We start from the raw sequence: 17769 nt of genomic DNA, 5'->3' as shown, positions 1-17769 counted from the left end.
CGTATTACCGACGTGGCGGCCATGTCGGCAGACGGATCGATCTTTGTCGGCATGGTCAGCCAGGGCCCCTTTACCGCGAGTGCGGTGCGTTGGAGCAACTATGGCGGTAGCAACGACCTGTTGCCCGGGCCGGGGGGAGCGGCGCAAAGCTACGCTTCCGGCATCTCGGCCGACGGCAGCGTCATCGTCGGCGGCATCGACATCGACGGCACGTCTCAAGCGGTCGTCTGGACGAATAACCGTCCGCTCCGCGTGCTCGACAACCTGCCCGGTACCGCCGGCAGCGTGGCACTGGGCGTTTCGGCGGGCGGGCAATTCGTGGTGGGCAGCAGTTCCACCGTCGATACGCGCAGCGACCGTGCGGTGCTGTGGCGGCTGGCCGACAACACCCAGGTGGACCTGAGCCAGACGGCCCTGCTGCGTTCGCCCGAGGTCACGGATAGCCGAGCCATCGCCGTATCCCGCGACGGCGACATCGTCGCCGGCAACTATTCCACCGCCGACAATAACCTGTCCTTCATCTGGCGCAGCGGCACCAACACCAGCCAGCAACTGGCGCTGCTGGCCGCCGGGGGCTACACCAACAGCGACGTGGTTGGCATATCCGCCAACGGCGCCCGCATCGCCGGCACGCTAACGACGGACGACTACCGGATGCAGGCGGTCTACTGGACGAGCGCCGACGGCGCCGTCCATGGCATCGGCACCCTGGGACTGAACGGAGACCGTACCTTCAGCCACGCCAGCGCGATCTCCGCCAACGGACAGGTCATCGTCGGCGACAGCGACTTCCGGGCGTTCCGCTGGAGCCAGACGGATGGGATGCAATCGGTCGCCCAGTGGCTCGCCGCTGCCAAGGTAGCGATCGGCGACCGCCTGGTGCTGCAACGGGCCACCGCCACCAACAAGGACGGTTCGGTCATCGTCGGCTGGGGCATGGACGAGCGCGAACGGCCCATCACCTGGATCGCCCGGGTCAGCCCCATCGGCAGCGGTTTCCTGCCCAACCGCGACGCCTACATGGCCACCCTGCAAGAAGCCGCCGGCAAGACGCCCCAGCCGGTCAGCAGCGCCGCCAACCTGGCCTTGGGCGGCGCCCACCACCGCTCCCTGCTCGATTCCGGCCTCGCCGTCACCCAGAATGGCGCCTGCGCCTGGGCCACCGCCGACGCCTCCCACCACAACGCCACCGACAGCTCGGTGAACCTGGTGGAAGCCGGCGCCTGCAAGGACATCGGCGCCACCCGCATCGGCGTCGGCGTCGGCCAGGCCTGGTCGCGCCAAGGCTGGGGCCTGGGTGGCGGCGCCCGCTACAACGGCCAGTACGTGCTGGCGGAAGTGGCCTCCGACCTGGGCCGGGGCATCGAGGTCAGCCTGCTCGGTTACTACGGCCGCTTTGCCGCCAACCTGCGACGCAACTACCTGAACGGGATCGCCATCGACACTTCCCGCGGCACGCCGGACGCCACCTCCAGCTCCCTGCGTCTGCGCACCGACTGGAAGGACGCCTTCGCCCTGGCCGCCACCCGCTTCTCGCCCTACGCCGCCTACACCTGGATGGACACCCGCATGGACGGCTACACCGAAACCGGTGGCGGCTTCCCCGCTCGCTTCGCCGCCGCCACCCAACGCAGCCAGGACTTCCGCCTGGGCCTGGCCGCCAAGACGCCCCTGGCGGCCAGCACCGACCTGCGCATCGCCGCCGAAGCCGCCCACCGCATCGACGAAACCCTGAGCGGCACGTCGAGCGAGGTGATCGGCCTGGACAGCTTCACCATCCCCGGGCAGAAGGCCAATAAGAACTGGACCCGTCTGCTGGTGGACCTGGACCACCGCATCGGCAAGTCCTCCCTCATCAACCTCAGCGCCTCCGCCGCAACCTCCGGTGGCGACGCCTCCTGGGGCGCTTCCCTGGGCTACCGCATGACGTTCTGATCCGGCGGCCCGACGCAACGCCCCATCCCAGAGAAACTTCCGGGATGGGGCGTTTTTCGTTAAGGTCCGGGGTTTTCCCGAAAATCGCTTCCATCGCCATGCCCTTCCCCGCCGCCGAACGCGCCGCCCTTCTGGCCTTGAAAGGGGTTGGCCCCACCGTGGTCGCCCGCTTCGAGCAGATGGGCTACCACTCCCTGGCCGCCCTGGCCACCGCCGACGTCGAGGAACTGCTGGCCCGGGGCGCCCAGCTCACCGGCTCGTCCTGCTGGCGCAACAGCCCCCAGGCCCGCGCCGCCATCGCGGCGGCCCTAGGCCTGGCGGGCCGTTACTGATCGGCAGCGCACGCCCGCGGCCCCCGGCACCAGCCAGATCGGCCACGCCGCAGCCTGGCCGCGCGACAAGCTCAACCGGTAGCCAGGGACAGGCGTTGCCGCCGCTCCAGGAACAGTGCGGCCCCCAGGGCGACGACCAGCAGGGGCACCACCGCCAGGTTGAGGGTCGCCCAGCCGAAACGGTCGTAGAGCCAACCTGCCGACAGGGTCGCCAGGGCCACCAGGCCGAACACGGCGCTCTCGTTGATGGCCTGAACCTTGAGCTGCTCCGCCGGCCGGTAGGCCTGGGTGAGCAGGGCGGTGCCGCCGATGAAGGCGAAGTTCCAGCCCACCCCCAGGAACACCAGGGCAGAGAGGAAGTTGAGGAAGTCGTTCCCCATCAGGGCCAGGCCGACGTTGACCAGCAACAACAGGAAGCCTGCCTGCATGATGCGCAGCGCCCCCCAGCGCTTGACCAGGATGCCGGTGAAGAACGATGGGGCGAACATGCCCACCACGTGCCACTGGATGACCGGGGTGACGTCAGTGCGCGGCAGGCCGCAGCCCACCATGGCCAGGGGCGTGGCGGTCATCACCATGATCATCACCGCATAGCCCGCGGCCGCCCCCAGGATGGCGGTGCGCAACGCCGGCTGGGCCAGGATTTCCGCCAGGGGCCGGGCCTCGCCCGCCTGGGGTGCGGCGGCCGGCGGCAGCGCCAGACGGGCGAGCAGGGCGAAGGCGGCAACGGACAGCAGGCCCTGGACCAGGTAGGAGCCAACGAAGAACTCGCCGGCTACCCAATCCCGCCCCCACTGGCCTAGCTGGGGGCCGAGGAAGGCGGCCACCACACCGCCCGCCACCACCCAGGAAATGGCCCTGCTGCCGTGGGCGGCATCGGTGACCTCCACGGCGGCGAAACGGTAGTAGTTGCCGAAGCCCTGATAGGCCCCCAGCAAAAAATACCCGAAGGCGAAGCCGGCAAATGACATCCGGTGCAGGGCCAAGGCGCACACCAGGCTGCCGGCCACGCCCAGGGAGACGCCGAGCAGGAAGCCGGCGCGCCGGCCGATGCGGCGCATCAGCAATCCGGCCGGCAGGGAAGCCAAAGCGGTGCCGATGACCATCAGGGCCACCGGCAAGGTGGCCAGGCGCTTGTCCGGGGCCAGGGTGTTGCCGAGCAGGGCGCCCAGGGCCATCGCCATGACGATGGCGGAAAGCAGCAGGGACTGGCAGACCGCCAGCAGAAGAACGTTGCGCCGCCCGGGGAACAGGAGCGCCATCTCAGTGCCCCACCGGGCCCATGGCCCGGGCCGCGGCGTCTAGCCCGCCCTTGGCCTTCCACTCGGAGAAGCCGCCTTGCAAGATGCGCACATTGTCGTAGCCGGCGACGCGCAGGGCGAAACCAGCCTGGGCCGAGAGGCTGCCGGTGTTGCAGTAGATGAGCACCGGCTTGTTCCGGGGGATGGACGCCTTCTGGGCCAATACCTGGCGCCATTCCAGGTTCACCGCCCCGGGGATGTGCTCCTTGACGTACTGGGCCTTGTCCCGGGCGTCGATGACGTGGAATTTATGCCAATCCTCCTTCGGGATCTGCTCCGGGAAGATGGTGGCGCCGCCGTAATCGACGAACTCCAGGTATTCCTCCATGGCCTGGACGGCCTCTTCGCTGGCCAACGCCGGCGCGCTGGCCATGGCCAGGATGAAGGTGAATACAGCAGCGCGCATCGGTATGAACGACATGGATTCTCCTGCTGGGGGATTGGGGCTGGGGATGGGCCCCTCCAAGCACAGGCAGCCGGGCGCCGTGCCTGCCGTCTAGGCGAGAGGAGCCCCTGGAATGCAAAAGGTTGGGACTGCGGCGTCCCTATTTACCGCCCGCCTTGATAGCGGACTTCAGGGCGTCGAAGTCGCGGCGGACACCGTCTTTGAAGAGCAGGCCCGACGCAGCCTGTTTGGGCACGTTCTCCAGGTCCAGCACGTCGGCGACGATCTGGTAACTGGCCGCACCGTTGAAGTCCCGGCCGTCGGCCACGATCGCCTGGCTGCCGTAAAAGACGGCCGGCGCCGGCAGCCCGGGAGCCAGGCTGGCGGGCAGCAACTGCATGGGAATCCGGTAGGTGTTGGCCACCTCGGCCGCCACTTGCAGGTTGCCGTTGCAGCGCTGGCCCGGCGGGTCCTTGGCGATGAAGGTCAACACCTTCAGCCCGTCGGCGGTCTGGGCGCCGGGCACCGGCATGGAAATGTCCGCCGCCTGAGCGGACAGGCAGGCCAGGGCGCACACGGTCACCATTCCGCCACGCCAGGCGGCGGTTACTCGGGTCATGGGGGGCTCCTCTGTTGGTTGTGGTTATGTTTTTGTCGTCAGTTTTCGATGGGCAGGCCGCCAGCGCTCCACTCGGCCACCCCGTCGCTGATCTTGGATGCCTGGTAGCCGCGCTGGCGCAGCAGTGCCACGGCTTGGTCGGACATCAGGCAGAACGGACCCCGGCAGTAGGCGACCACCGCCTTGCCCAGGGGCAGCTCGGCCAGGCGCTGCTCCAGCTCGGCCAGGGGTATCGAGCGGGCGCAGGGCAGGTGGCCGGCGGCGAATTCCGCCTCCGGACGCACGTCGATCACCACGATGTCGCCACTGCGCGCCTTGGCCAGCAGGGATTCGCGGCTTTCCGCACTGAGGGCGCCGGGGGCGGCGGCCATCTGTTCCAGGGCCACGCGCAGTTCCACCAAGTGCTCCTCGGCCACCTCGCGGACATTGACCCAGAGCCGGCCCACGTCGGCCCCGCTCAACCGGTAGTGGATGAACTTGCCCTCGCGGCGCGTTTCCACCAGCCGCGCCTCGCGCAGGGCGCGCAGGTGGGCACTGGTCAGGCGCATGTCGATGCCGGCCTGCTCGGCGAGAAGCTCCACCGTCTTTTCGCCCTGAGCCAGCAGGTCGATCAATTCCAGCCGCTTCGGGCTGGACAGCACCTTGCCGATCCGGGCGACGTGTTCATAGAGGCAGGACTTGGCGATATTTGCTTTCATTTTTTCAATCTAACGATTGTTAGATTGTCTGGCAAGCACGGCGCAGGACAGGGACAGGGCCATGCCCCACCGCCACCGCCGGTGGCGTCATGACGAACCAAGGCCTCAACCCGCCGTCAGACGAATGGAATAGAGTAGGTCCGGGTTTCCCGCTCACGGCCGCCCCTGCGGCCGGCACCCCAGGGAGTTGGCCATGGCTCTCGCACCACGAAGAACGATCCTCGCCCTCGGCGCCCTCCTCGCCCTGGCGGCGCTCGCCGCCGTCCTGGGGCGCCCCCTGCTGGACTGGCTGGAAGGCCGCGAAGGCGCCGGCACCCTGATGCTGTCCGGCAACATCGAGGCCCACGAAAGCGTGCTCGGCTTCAAGACGGTGCAATCGCGCATCGTCGAGCTGCCCTTCAACGAAGGCCAGTGGGTCAAGCAGGGCACCGTGGTGGCCCGGGCCGACGACAGCGACTATGCCCAGCAGGTGGCGGTGGCCGAGGCCGGCCTGGCCGTGCAACAGCGCCAGCATGATTCCGCCTTGCAGAACCGGGAGGCGGCCCTGCGCACCGTGAGCACCGACGAGGCGGAGCTGGCCCTGCGGCAGGCCGACCTGCGACGCAACCGGGACCTGCGCCAGAAGGACTTCGTTTCCGCCGCCGCCCTGGACCAGGCCGAGGCCGCCTACAAACAGGCCGAGGCGGTGCTGGCCCGGGACCGGGCCCTGGCCGCCGCGGCGGAACGCAACGTGCTGGTGGCCGAGGCCGGCATCCACAGCGCAGAGGAAAGCGCCCGGCTGGCCCGCATCGTGCGGGGCTACGCCACCCTCGCCGCGCCTTTCGACGGCGTGGTCACCACCCGTCAGGCCGAGCTGGGCGAGATCGTGGTGCCCGGCACCCCGGTCATCACCATCGCCGACCTGGATCACGTCTGGCTGCGCGCCTACCTGAACGAAACCGACCTGAGCAAGGCGCGCCTGGGCCAGGAGGTGACGGTCACCACCGACAGCTACCCGGGCAAGCGCTACCGGGGACGCCTGTCCTTCATCGCCGACAAGGCCGAGTTCACCCCCAAAAGCGTGGAAACCCACGCCGAGCGGGTGACCCTGGTGTACCGGGTCAAGATCGACATCGACAACCCGAGCCACGAGCTGGTGCCGGGCATGCCGGCGGACGCCGCCCTTGCCGTTGCCCCGCGCTGAGCACCGGCCCGCCCAAGGCCCCACGGCAATGAAGGAAACGGGATGACCCCCAGCGCGCCCATCGTCGAAGCCCGGGAGGTAAGCAAGCGCTTCGGTGCCCTCGTTGCCGTGGACCGGCTCAGCTTTGCCGTCCCGCCCGGCGAGATCTTCGGCCTGGTGGGGCCGGACGGGGCCGGCAAGACCACCACCATGCGCATGCTGGCCGGGGTGATGCGCCCCGACGGCGGACAGATCGTGGCCGACGGGGTGGACGTGCTGGCCCACCCGGAACAAGCCAAGCGCCACATCAGCTACATGCCCCAGCGTTTCGGCCTGTACGAGGACCTGACGGTGGACGAGAACATCCGCTTCTACGCCGACCTGTTCGACGTGCCCCGGGACGTGCGCGAGACCCGGGCCGCCGCCATGCTCGCCGCCTCCGACATGCTGCCCTTCCGCAAGCGCCTGGCGGGCCAGCTCTCGGGCGGCATGAAGCAGAAGCTGGGGCTCACCTGCGCCCTGGTGCACACCCCCAAGGTGGTGCTGCTCGACGAGCCCACCACCGGCGTCGATCCCCTGTCGCGGCGCGAGTTCTGGCAAATCCTCTACGGCCTGCGCGCCGAGGGCGTAGCCCTGGTCATTTCCACTGCCTACCTGGACGAGGCCGAGCGCTGCGACCGGCTGGCCCTGCTCCACGGCGGGCGCATGGTCCATTGCGACACCCCGGCCGGCCTCAAGGCGCGCATGCCCGGGGCCATGCTCGAAGTGGTCAGCCCGGAGCCGCGCCGCGCCCGGGACGCCCTGGCCGGCCAGCCCGGGGTGCGCGGCGTACTGCTGATCGGCATCGGCCTGCACGTGCATGTGGACGCGGCAGGCCGCAGCGCCGGAATCGCCGCCGCCCTGGCCGCCGCCGGGGTGCCAGTGAGCGAGATCGCCGAGGTGGCGCCGAGCATCGAGGACCTGTTCGTCGCCCTGCTCGACAACGCGGAGACGCCGGCATGAATCCCCCGGACGCCGCTCTTGCTACCACCTCCGCCGCCCCCGCCATCGCCGTGGACGGCCTGACCAAGCGCTTCGGCGCCTTCACCGCCCTGGACGGCGTCAGCTTCGCCGCCGGGCAGGGCGAGATCATGGGCTTTCTCGGCCCCAACGGGGCGGGCAAATCCACCCTCATCCGCATCCTCTGCGGTCTGCTCCACCCCAGCGCCGGCCAGGCCCGGGTGGCGGGTATCGACGTGGCCCGGCAGCCCGAGGCGGTGCGTGCCCGCATCGGCTACATGTCGCAGAAATTCTCGCTCTACGGCGACCTGAGCGTGGTGGAGAACCTGCGCTTCTTCGCCGGCATCTACAGCGTGCCCCGCGCCGAGATGGCCGGCCGCATCGCCTACGCGGTGGCCATGGCTGGCCTGGGGGGCCAGGAGAACACGCTGGTGGCCAACCTGGCCGGGGGCTGGAAGCAGCGCCTGGCCCTGGGCGCGGCGATCCTGCACCGGCCGCCGGTGCTGTTCCTCGACGAGCCCACCTCCGGGGTGGACCCGGAATCCCGGCGGCGCTTCTGGGAGCTGATCCACACCCTGAGCGGCGACGGGGTGACGGTGCTGGTGTCCACCCACTACATGGACGAGGCCGAGTACTGCCACCGCATCGCCCTGATCGCCCGGGGCCGGCTGATCGCCCTGGGCACGCCCCTGGAGATCAAGCGCCACAGCCTGGACGGGGAGTTGCTGGCCCTCGCCTGCGCCGACCTGGGCCGGGCCCTGCCCCTGGTCCAAGGCGCCGCCGGGGTACGAGACGCGGCCCTGTTCGGCAGCCGCATCCACGTCACGGTGGACGAGGCCGCCCGGCGCGGCCCGGAACTGGAAGCCCTGCTCGCCGCACGGGGAATCGCCGGCGCCACGGCCCGGCCCATCGCCCCCACCATGGAGGACAGCTTCGTCAGCCTGGTGGGCAAGGCGGCCTTGAATGCAGCAACCTCGGCCAATGCAGCGGGAGCCCGACCATGAAGCTGCGCCGCATCCAGGCCATCGCCGTCAAGGAGGCCCTGCAAATCGTGCGCGACCCGCGCAGCCTGATGATCGCCCTGCTGGTGCCCCTGATGCAGATGGTGATCTTCGGCTACGGGGTGAACCTGGACATCCGCCACATTCCCCTGTGCGTCCTGGACCACGAGAACGGCCAGCAGTCCCGCAACCTGGTGGCGCGCTTCGCCGCCTCCAACTACTTCTCTCTGCGCCGCGCCGCCGGCAGCGACCGGGAGGTGGCCCAGGCCCTGGACGAGGGCGACTGCGGCATCGCCCTGGTGATCCCCGCCGACTTCTCCCAGCGCCTCAACGACGGCGGCCGGGCCACGGTCCAGGCCCTGCTCGACGGCACCGACTCCAACACCGCCAACATCGCCGCCGGCTACGCCAAGTCTGTGGTGGCGGCCTTTTCCGCCGCCGCCCAGCTGGACGCGGTGCAGCGTCGTGGCGGCACCTTGCAGACCCAGACCCCGGTAGGGGTCGAGGCCCGGGTATGGTTCAACGAGGCCCTGGAAAGCCGCAACTTCATCGTCCCGGGCATCGTCGCCCTGGTCATGGCCATCGTCGGCGCCCAGCTCACCTCCCTGACCATCGCCCGGGAATGGGAGCGGGGCACCATGGAATTGCTGGTGTCCACCCCGGTGCAGCCCATGGAACTGATGATCGGCAAGCTGCTGCCCTACTTCGCCGTGGGGCTGGCGGACGCCGCCATCTGCCTGGGCCTGGCGGTGTTCTGGTTCGAGGTGCCGTTCCACGGCACGGTGGCCACCCTGCTGTTCACCAGCAGCCTGTTCCTCACCGTGGTGCTGTGCATCGGCTACCTGGTGTCGGTGTCGATCCGCAGCCAGGTGGGGGCGAGCCAGGTGGCCCTGCTGGCGACCATGCTGCCCACCACCCTGCTGTCGGGCTTTTCCTTCCCCATCGAGCAGATGCCGGCTGCGGTCCAGGCGGCCACCTTCCTGGTCAGCGCCCGCTACTACGTCGAGATTCTCAAGGCCGTGTTCCTCAAGGGCGCCGGAGTGGTGGAACTGGCCGTGCCGATTCTCTGCCTCGCCCTCTACGCCGCCGTGGTGGTGGTGCTGGCGGCCCGGGCCTTCCGCAAGACCCTGGACTGAGGCAAAGGCCCGCCATGCTCGGCCGCATCCTGCACCTGCTGATCAAGGAATTCCTCCAGCTGCGCCGCGACAAGTCGGCCCGCTTCCGCCTGCTCATCCCGCCCATCGTGCAGATGGTGCTATTCGGCTACGCCGCCACCTTCGAGGTGTTCAACGTTTCCACGGTCATCCTCGACCAGGACCGCAGCCAGGAGAGCCGAGCCCTGGAAGACGCCTTCCTGCGCAGCAGCCGCTTCGCCCTGGCGGCCCCGGCCCGCCGGGTGGCCGACGTGCGCGACGCGGTGGAGGCCAGCGACGCCCAGCTCGGCATCGTCATCCCGGCCGGCTTCGCCGAGTTGCTGCGCAAGGGCCAGACGGCGCCATTGCAGGTGCTGGTGGACGGCACCAATTCCAACTCGGCCCTGATCGCCCTGGGCTACGTGGGCCAGATCGCCGGGGACTTCGGCCAGACCTACGCCCAGAACCTGGCGGAACGCACCGGCCGGCTCCAGGGCAAGCCCATCGTCAGCGTCGAGGTGGCCGAGCGCTACTGGTACAACCCCAACCTCAACAGCCGCTGGTTCTTCGTCCCCGGGGTGATCGGCACCCTGACCCTGATCACCATCGTCAACCTCACCGCCTTTGCCATCGTGCGCGAGCGGGAGGTGGGCACCCTGGAGCAGATCCTGGTCACGCCGATCCGGCCTTTCGAATTCATCATCGGCAAGACCCTGCCCTTCTTCCTCATCGGCCTGCTCGAAGTGTCCATCGTCGCCGGGGTGGGCATGGCCTGGTTCCGCGTGCCCTTTCGCGGCAATCCCCTGGTGCTGCTGCTCGGCACCTGCCTGTTCCTCTTCGCCACCCTGGCCATCGGCCTGCTCATCTCCACCATCTGCCGCACCCAGCAGCAGGCCTTCTCGTCCAACTTCTTCGTGCTCAACCCGATGTTCATCCTTTCCGGGTTCAGCTTCCCCATCGCCAGCATGCCCCCGGTCCTGCAATGGCTGACCTACGTGGACCCGCTGCGCTACTACCTGGTGATTATCCGGGCCACCTTCCTCAAGGGCGTCGGCCTGGAAGCCCTGTGGCCCCAGATGCTCGCCCTGGCGGCCATCGCCGCCGTGCTGCTGGCCGCCGCGGTACTGCGCTTCCGCAAGTCCCTGGACTGACCGCCCCCGCCGGATTGGCGCGGCAGCCGGGCGGGAACTATAAAGAAACAGCCATGGCGACCCTAGATATCGGTGCAGAGGATGGCGGGGTATGCATTGCCATCCGTCAGGGCGCGCTAGCCGCTCCCGCTTTGCGGGAAGTTGTAATACCAGGCGCCCCGGCCGGGGCCGCCATGACGCCACCTCCGCTGCGCCTTGGTCGCGGAACGACATGAAGGAAACAACCATGAACCATGCACGTCCCACTCTTCGCACGTTTGCCCTGGCCCTGCTGGCGTTCCTCTCTCTCGGCATGTTCAGCGGCTTCGCCCACGCGGCCAGCGCCGAAGACCTGGACAAAGAGGCGGATCAGGCGCTGCAGATTCTCTACAAATCCAACCCCCTCGCCGAGAGCCTGGGCAAGAAGGCCCGGGCGGTGCTGGTTTTCCCCAAGGTCATCAAGGCCGGCCTGGTATTCGGCGGCAGTTACGGCGAGGGAGTGCTGAACCAGGGCGCCAAGCGCCTGGGCTACTACAACTCCGTGTCCGCCTCCTGGGGCTGGCAGGCCGGCGCCGAATCCTACGGCTACGTCGTCTTTCTGATGAACAACAAGGCCATCAAATACCTGGACAAGTCCAAGGGCTGGGAAATCGGCGTCGGGCCGTCGGTGGTGGTCGTCAATGAAGGCATTGCCAAGAACCTGTCGACCTCGACCCTGAAGGACGACGCCTACGCCTTCATCTTCGACCAGCAGGGACTGATGGTCAGCCTCAGCATCGAAGGCACCAAGATCACGCGCATCAAGCGCTGATTCTCCCTGGCCGGCCCGGTCATGGACGGTTCCGGACTCCGGAACTGCCCATGTCCTTTCCGGGCAGCCTGAGTCTTCATCCCAGGCATGGCCGACATGGCAGAGGCCCGCCGGGTCGCAGCCGTTCGCCCCGTGCGGCAACGGTCTTTGTCTCGCGCTCCCGGGCTTGTGGCGGCATCGAGAGGCGTAGCACGGCAACGTTTGACGTACCCGCCGCCTCTTGCTACCTTACGCCAAACCAAGCGCTTGCTTGGTTGAAAAAGATTCCGGATTTTCCGGGCCGGCAAAGCGGCCGAAGCACAAGGTAAACCCCTGTTGCCCGCTGCTGCCGGCCTGGGTCAGACAAGGACACAAGAGGAGACAACCATGGCTGTGCAGCACTCCGCAGACATCGCAGAAATGCGGCGCGTCACCCGCAACACCATCGGCGATGCCGTCCGTCGCGCCGTGAGCAAGTCCCCGGACAAGACCGCCCTGATCTTTGCCGAGCGGCGCTGGACCTACGCCGAACTGGACGCGGCGGCCAACCGGGTCGCCCACCGGCTGCTCGGCCTGGGCCTGTCCCGGGGCGACCGGGTGGCGGCCTACGGCAAGAACTCGGACGCCTACGTGATCCTGTGGCTGGCCTGCACCCGGGCCGGGCTGATCCATGTGCCGATCAACTACGCCCTGACCGAAGGCGAGCTGAAGTACATCGTCGACCAGTCCGGCGCCAGCGCCCTGTTCTACGACCCGGCCATCGCCGAACACGTGGACCACGTGCGCCCCGAACTGAAGTGCGCCGCCTTCGGCACCTTGCACGGCGGCGCCGATGCCGCCCGGGACGTGCTGGCCGCGGCCGGCGACGCGTCCCTGCCGGCTACCACGCCGGAGGTGGAAATCGACGAGAACGACGTGGCCCAGCTGCTGTACACCTCGGGCACCACCGCCGCCCCCAAGGGCGCGATGATGACCCACCGAGCGCTGCTGGCCGAGTACGTCAGCTGCATCGTCGCCTGCGACCTGAAGGGCGAGGACCGCTCCCTGGCGTCCCTGCCCCTCTACCACTCGGCCCAGATGCACGTTTTCCTGATGCCGCACCTGCTCATGGGCGCCACCACCCTGGTGATTCCGGCGCCCCTGCCCGAGCTGTGCTTCGAGCTGATCGAAAAGGAGGGCATCACCTCCTTCTTCGCCCCGCCCACGGTGTGGATCGCCCTGCTGCGCCACCCGGGCTTCGACCGCCACGACCTGACCAGCCTGCGCAAGGGCTACTACGGCGCCTCGATCATGCCCGTGCCGGTGCTCCAGGAAATGCGCCAGCGTCTGCCGGCGGTGGGTCTCTACAACTGCTACGGCCAGAGCGAAGTGGCGCCCCTGGCCACCGTCCTCTCCCCCGCCGAGCACGCCGAGCGCCCGGCCTCCGCCGGCCGTCCGGTGCTCAACGTCGAGACCCGGGTGGTCAATGACGCCATGGAGGACGTGGCCCCGGGCGAGATGGGCGAGATCATCCACCGCAGCCCCCAGGCCATGGTCGGCTACTGGGACAAGCCCGAGCAGAGCGCCGAGGCCTTTGCCGGCGGCTGGTTCCACTCCGGCGACGTGGGCACCCTGGACGAGGGCGGCTACCTGTACGTGGTGGACCGCATCAAGGACATCATCAACACTGGCGGCGTGGTGGTTTCCAGCCGCGAGGTGGAAGAGTGCCTGTACACCCACCCGGCGGTGGCCGAGGTGGCGGTGATCGCCCTGCCCGACGAGAAGTGGATCGAGGCCGTCACCGCCGTGGTCACCCTCAAGGCCGGCCAGCAGGCCAACGCCGACGACCTGGTAGCCCACGCCAAGGGCAAGCTGGCCCCCTTCAAGGTGCCGAAGAACATCTTCTTCGTGGACGAATTGCCGCGCAACGCTTCGGGCAAGCTGCTCAAGCGCGAGCTGCGGGTGCGCTACAGCCAGCCGGGCTAACTCCCTCCCCCTCCCCTTTCCCCCTGTTTTCCCAGCCCCTTCCCCGCCCCGGCGGGGAAGGCAGGCCCGACTCACGCCCGCATTCCGACAACCACCATGAACTTCACCCTCACCGACGAGCAGCGCCTGATCCGCGACCTGGCCGCCGACTTCGCCCGCAACGAGATCATTCCCCGGGCGGCGGAGGCCGACCGGCGCCATGAATTCCCCCTCGACGTGGCCCGCCAGGCCCTGGAGCTGGGCCTGACCAAGGTCACCCTGCCCGCCGACTGTGGCGGCGCCGGCTTGGGCAGCACCGAGCTGGTGCTGGTCACCGAGCAGCTCTCCCACGCCTGCCTGGGCATCGGCTCGGCCCTGTCGATCAACGCCCTGGCCGCCGAGGTGCTGCTGGTGGCCGGCTCCCCGGAACAGCAGCGCCGCTACCTGGGCCGCCTGGCCGAGGGCGAATTCGCCAGCTACGCCCTCACCGAGCCGGGCGCCGGCTCCGACGTGGCCGCCATCCGCACCCGGGCCGAGCGGGTCGCCGGCGGCTGGCAACTGTCCGGCAGCAAGATCTGGATTTCCAACGCCCCCATCGCCGGCTTTTTGCTGGTGTTCGCCAAGACCGATCCGGAGGCGGGCCACAGGGGCATGACCGTGTTCGCCGTGGAAGCCGGCAGCCCCGGCCTGCGCGTCGGCGCGCCCCTGGAAAAGCTCGGCCAGCGCGCCGCCCCCACCGCCGAGGTGTTCCTCGACCAGGTGTTCGTCCCGGACGACGCGGTGATCGGCGCCCCGGGCACGGGCTTTTCCATCGCCATGAAGGTGTTCGACCGCTCCCGCCCCATGGTGGCGGCCTTCGGCGTCGGCCTGATCCAGCGCTGCCTGGACGAATCCCTGGCCTACGCCCGCGAGCGCCAGACCATGGGCCGGCCCATCGTCGAGCACCAGGCCATCGCCCACAAGCTGGCGGAGATGGCGATGCGCGGCGAATCGGCCCGGCTGCTCGCCTACCAGGCCGCCACCCTGGTGGATGCGGGCCTGCCCAACACCCGCCAGGCCTCCATCGCCAAGGCGGTGGCCGCCGACGGCGCCATGTGGGCCGCCACCGAGGCGGTGCAGGTGTTCGGCGGCATGGGCTACAGCACCGAATACCCGGTGGAAAAGCTATTCCGCGACGCCAAGGTGCTACAGATCTACGAAGGCACCAGCGAGATCCAACGCAACATCATCGCCCGCGAACTGCTGCGGGCCTGAGGGCCGCCCCGCGTTCCAGATCCCTGCGCCCCCTTTTCTACCTTCCCGACGTTTTCAACACTCCAACATTCTTACGAGGCTCACCATGCACGAACCCGTCATCATCGACGCCCTGCGCACCCCCTTCGGCCGGCGCAAGGGCGCCCTGCGCGACACCCGCCCCGACAGCCTGCTCGCCCACGCCGTGGGCAGCCTGGTCAAGCGCAGCGGCGTCGCCCCCGAGCGCATCGGCGACGTCATCGCCGGCTGCGTCAGCCAGGCCGGCGAGCAGGGCGCCAACGTGGGCCGCCTGGCCGCGATGCTGGCCGGCCTGCCCGATTGCGTGCCCGGCGTGGCCCTCAACCGCATGTGCGGCTCCAGCCAGCAGGCGGCCCACTTCGCCGCCCAGGCGGTGGCCGCTGGCGACCTGGACTACGTGGTGGCCGGCGGCGTCGAGAGCATGACCCGGGTGCCGATGTTCCTCGACGTGACCCTGGGCCGCCACGAATTCCGCGGCTTCGAGGACCTCAACCCGGCCCTGTTCGAGCGCCACGCCCTGGTCCACCAGGTGGAAAGCGCCGAGCGCCTGGCCGACCGCTGGCAGATCAGCCGCGCCGAGGCCGACGACTACGCCAAGGAGAGCCACCGCCGCGCCGCCGCCGCCCACCAGGCCGGTGTGCATAAGGAGATTCTGCCCACCCCGGGGGTCGATGCCGACGGCAACCCCATGGTGCTGGCCCGGGACGAAGGGGTGCGCGAGGTGCTCGACGAGGCGCGCATGGCCGCCATGGCCCCGGTGTTTCGCCCCGAGGGCCAGGGCGTGGTCACCGCCGCCAACGCCAGCCAGATGTCCGACGGCGCCGCCGCCCTGCTCATCGCCGACCGGGCCGTGGCGCAGGCCGACGGCCTGCGCCCCCGGGCCCGCTTCCGCGCCCGGGTGGTGACCGGCTCCGACCCGGTGATGCAGCTCGACGGGGTGATCCCCGCCACCCGCCTGGCTCTGGCCAAGGCCGGCCTGACCCTGGCCGATATCGACCGCGTCGAGATCAACGAAGCCTTCGCCACCGTGGTGCTGGCCTGGGCCCGGGAATTCAAGCCGGACATGGCCAAGGTTAACCCCTGGGGCGGCGCCATCGCCCACGGCCACCCCCTGGGCGCCACCGGCGCCGGCCTGATGGCCAAGCTGCTCACCGGCCTGGAAGCCACCAGCGGCCAGTTCGGCCTGCAAGTGATGTGCATCGGCCACGGCATGGCCACCGCCACCATCATCGAGCGGCTGTAACGCCAGCTCCGCCCCCCCAACCCCGACCTCAATCCCAACAAGAAGCCAATCAAGGAACAACCATGAACCTGACCGACAGCCCCTTCATCGTCACCGGCGGCGGCTCCGGCCTGGGCGCCGCCACCGCCCGGGCCATCGTCGCCGCCGGCGGCAAGGTGGTGATCGCCGACCTCAACCGGGAAGCCGGCGAGGCCCTGGTCACCGAACTGGGCAATGCCGCCCGCTTCACCCACACCGACGTGGCCGACGAGGCCAGCGCCGCCAACGCCGTGGCCCTGGCCCGCGAAGCCTTCGGCGGCCTGCGCGGCCTGGTCAATTGCGCCGGCATCGCCGTGGGCGAAAAGGTGCTGGGCAAGGACGGCCCCCACCGCCTGGGCGTGTTCGCCAAGGCGGTGCAGGTGAACCTGGTGGGCACCTTCAACATGATCCGCCTGGCCGCTGAGGCCATGGCCGGCAACGCCCCGGACGCCGGCGGCGAGCGCGGGGTGATCGTCAATACCGCCTCGGTGGCCGCCTTCGACGGCCAGATCGGCCAGGCCGCCTACTCCGCCACCAAGGGCGGCGTGGTGGCCATGACCCTGCCCCTGGCCCGGGAGCTGGCCCGCCACGGCATCCGGGTGATGACCATCGCCCCGGGCATCTTCGAGACGCCCATGCTGCACGGGCTGCCGCAGGAGGTGCAGGATTCCCTCGGCCCCACCGTACCCTTCCCGCCCCGCCTCGGCCGGGCCACCGAGTTCGCCGCCCTGGTGCGCCACATCGCCGAGAACGGCTACCTGAACGGCGAGGTGATCCGCCTCGACGGTGCCATCCGCCTGCAACCGAAGTAAGGGTGGCGGGCAACGCAGGGGAATTACCCGGCCGAGCGACGTGCCGGCCGGGGGAAAAGTGGGCCGCCAAGACGCCAAGAACACCAAGGAACACCACGTAAAACGGGGCAATCGCCTTTACTTGGTGAGACTTGGCGCTCTCTTGAGGCCTTGGTGGTTCGCCCCGCTTTCACCGCAGGCCCGGCCAAGTCGCGCCGATAGTTCCAAACCGAAGCCCGGCACCGACTCCCCTATAATTCCGCCCGGCGGCCGGGATGGCCCGGCGCCCCGCCCTTACACCGCCCCAGGAACCGCCATGCCCGCCACGCCGGACGCCCCAACCCCTTCCGCCACGCCGGATGCTTCCCCCGACAGCCGCCGCGACGAGCTGGTCAGCGCCGCCGCCCGCCTCTTCCGCGAGCTGGGCTACGAGCGCACCACGGTGCGGGAACTAGCCAAGGCGGTGGGGCTGCAATCGGGCAGCCTGTTCCACCACTTCCGCAACAAGGAAGAAATCCTAATGGCGGTGATGGCCCAGGGCATCGAGGCGGTGATCCGCCTCGGCAACGCCGCCGTGGCCCGCTACACCGACCCGGCCGACCGGCTCGCCGCCCTGTTCCGCAGCCACATGATCACCCTGCTCGAAGGGGTCGGCCACGACGCCATGATCGCCCTGCTCTACGAGTGGCGCAGCCTCTCGCCCCAAGGCCGTGAAGAGATCGTGGTGCTGCGCGACGCCTACGAAGCCCTGTGGCAGTCGGTGCTCGACGACGCCGCCAAGGCCGGCCTGGTCCACGGCGACACCCGCATCCTGCGCCGCTTCATCCTCGGCGGCATGAACTGGACCGTGCAGTGGTTCCAGCCCGACGGCAGCCAGAGCGCAGCGGAACTCACCGAGCGGATGCTGGTTAGCGTGCTGCCTGGGCTGCCCCCGGGCGCTGGCCGCATTTGGGATCACGGGGTGGTGCCTAACGTCTGAAATCACCGGCCTGCACGGTTTTTTGCGCAGGCCCTGT

At 69.3% G+C, this 17769-nt stretch carries 17 protein-coding genes; 13 read left to right on the top strand and 4 right to left on the bottom strand.

Annotated elements, in window-relative coordinates; translation table 11 throughout:
* The first annotated feature begins 21 nt into the window (after positions 1-21).
* Positions 22-1935 (top strand): autotransporter domain-containing protein, encoded by a 1914-nt coding sequence (locus LWW89_RS01895; RefSeq protein ID WP_293260258.1) that lies wholly within the window; start codon positions 22-24, stop codon positions 1933-1935.
* Positions 1936-2033: 98 nt separating this feature from the next.
* On the top strand, positions 2034-2267 hold the full coding sequence (locus tag LWW89_RS01890; RefSeq protein WP_293260255.1) for a hypothetical protein: 234 nt from the start codon (positions 2034-2036) through the stop codon (positions 2265-2267).
* 71 nt (positions 2268-2338) lie between these two features.
* Here LWW89_RS01890 and LWW89_RS01885 read toward each other — a convergent pair whose 3' ends face one another.
* From LWW89_RS01885 to LWW89_RS01870, 4 genes are all read right to left on the bottom strand, one after another.
* On the bottom strand, positions 2339-3529 hold the full coding sequence (locus LWW89_RS01885) for an MFS transporter (RefSeq protein ID WP_293260252.1): 1191 nt from the start codon (positions 3527-3529) through the stop codon (positions 2339-2341).
* Position 3530: 1 nt separating this feature from the next.
* Entirely contained in the window at positions 3531-3989 is a 459-nt protein-coding gene (locus LWW89_RS01880) for a rhodanese-like domain-containing protein (RefSeq protein WP_293260249.1), read from the bottom strand.
* A gap of 124 nt (positions 3990-4113) precedes the next feature.
* Positions 4114-4572: a hypothetical protein gene (locus LWW89_RS01875; RefSeq protein WP_293260246.1), complete on the bottom strand. Its 459-nt coding sequence runs from the start codon at positions 4570-4572 to the stop codon at positions 4114-4116.
* Positions 4573-4610: 38 nt separating this feature from the next.
* Positions 4611-5270: a metalloregulator ArsR/SmtB family transcription factor gene (locus tag LWW89_RS01870; protein WP_293260243.1), complete on the bottom strand. Its 660-nt coding sequence runs from the start codon at positions 5268-5270 to the stop codon at positions 4611-4613.
* A 193-nt stretch (positions 5271-5463) separates the two neighbouring features.
* Here LWW89_RS01870 and LWW89_RS01865 point away from each other — a divergent pair, with 193 nt between their 5' ends.
* The 11 genes from LWW89_RS01865 to LWW89_RS01815 all read left to right on the top strand — a co-directional run bounded on the left by LWW89_RS01865 (position 5464) and on the right by LWW89_RS01815 (position 17732).
* Entirely contained in the window at positions 5464-6453 is a 990-nt protein-coding gene (locus LWW89_RS01865; protein ID WP_293260240.1) for an efflux RND transporter periplasmic adaptor subunit, read from the top strand.
* Between the two features lie 42 nt (positions 6454-6495).
* Positions 6496-7434, top strand: a complete 939-nt coding sequence (locus LWW89_RS01860; RefSeq protein WP_293260238.1) for an ABC transporter ATP-binding protein — start codon at positions 6496-6498, stop codon at positions 7432-7434.
* Positions 7431-8435 carry an ABC transporter ATP-binding protein gene (locus LWW89_RS01855; RefSeq protein ID WP_293260235.1) on the top strand — a complete coding sequence of 335 codons (1005 nt, stop codon included), beginning with the start codon at positions 7431-7433 and terminating at the stop codon, positions 8433-8435. The genes LWW89_RS01860 and LWW89_RS01855 overlap by 4 nt, the downstream gene beginning before the upstream one ends.
* On the top strand, positions 8432-9568 hold the full coding sequence (locus LWW89_RS01850) for an ABC transporter permease (RefSeq protein WP_293260232.1): 1137 nt from the start codon (positions 8432-8434) through the stop codon (positions 9566-9568). The genes LWW89_RS01855 and LWW89_RS01850 overlap by 4 nt, the downstream gene beginning before the upstream one ends.
* 14 nt (positions 9569-9582) lie before the next feature.
* Positions 9583-10716 (top strand): ABC transporter permease, encoded by a 1134-nt coding sequence (locus LWW89_RS01845; RefSeq protein WP_293260229.1) that lies wholly within the window; start codon positions 9583-9585, stop codon positions 10714-10716.
* 226 nt (positions 10717-10942) lie between these two features.
* Positions 10943-11506 (top strand): lipid-binding SYLF domain-containing protein, encoded by a 564-nt coding sequence (locus tag LWW89_RS01840; protein ID WP_293260227.1) that lies wholly within the window; start codon positions 10943-10945, stop codon positions 11504-11506.
* A 366-nt stretch (positions 11507-11872) separates the two neighbouring features.
* On the top strand, positions 11873-13450 hold the full coding sequence (locus LWW89_RS01835; RefSeq protein WP_293260224.1) for an acyl-CoA synthetase: 1578 nt from the start codon (positions 11873-11875) through the stop codon (positions 13448-13450).
* Between the two features lie 96 nt (positions 13451-13546).
* Positions 13547-14683, top strand: coding sequence for an acyl-CoA dehydrogenase family protein (locus LWW89_RS01830; protein ID WP_293260221.1), 1137 nt, complete (start codon positions 13547-13549; stop codon positions 14681-14683).
* Positions 14684-14768: 85 nt separating this feature from the next.
* Complete coding sequence (locus tag LWW89_RS01825) at positions 14769-15944, top strand: thiolase family protein (RefSeq protein WP_293260218.1); 1176 nt, start codon at positions 14769-14771, stop codon at positions 15942-15944.
* Between the two features lie 62 nt (positions 15945-16006).
* Positions 16007-16774, top strand: coding sequence for an SDR family NAD(P)-dependent oxidoreductase (locus tag LWW89_RS01820; protein WP_293260215.1), 768 nt, complete (start codon positions 16007-16009; stop codon positions 16772-16774).
* Positions 16775-17069: 295 nt separating this feature from the next.
* Positions 17070-17732 (top strand): TetR/AcrR family transcriptional regulator, encoded by a 663-nt coding sequence (locus tag LWW89_RS01815; RefSeq protein ID WP_293260212.1) that lies wholly within the window; start codon positions 17070-17072, stop codon positions 17730-17732.
* Positions 17733-17769 lie beyond the last annotated feature (37 nt).

The sequence above is a fragment of the Oryzomicrobium sp. genome (genome assembly GCF_021287045.1).
Classification (GTDB): domain Bacteria; phylum Pseudomonadota; class Gammaproteobacteria; order Burkholderiales; family Rhodocyclaceae; genus Oryzomicrobium.
This window is presented reverse-complemented; position numbering and strand designations above follow the sequence as displayed.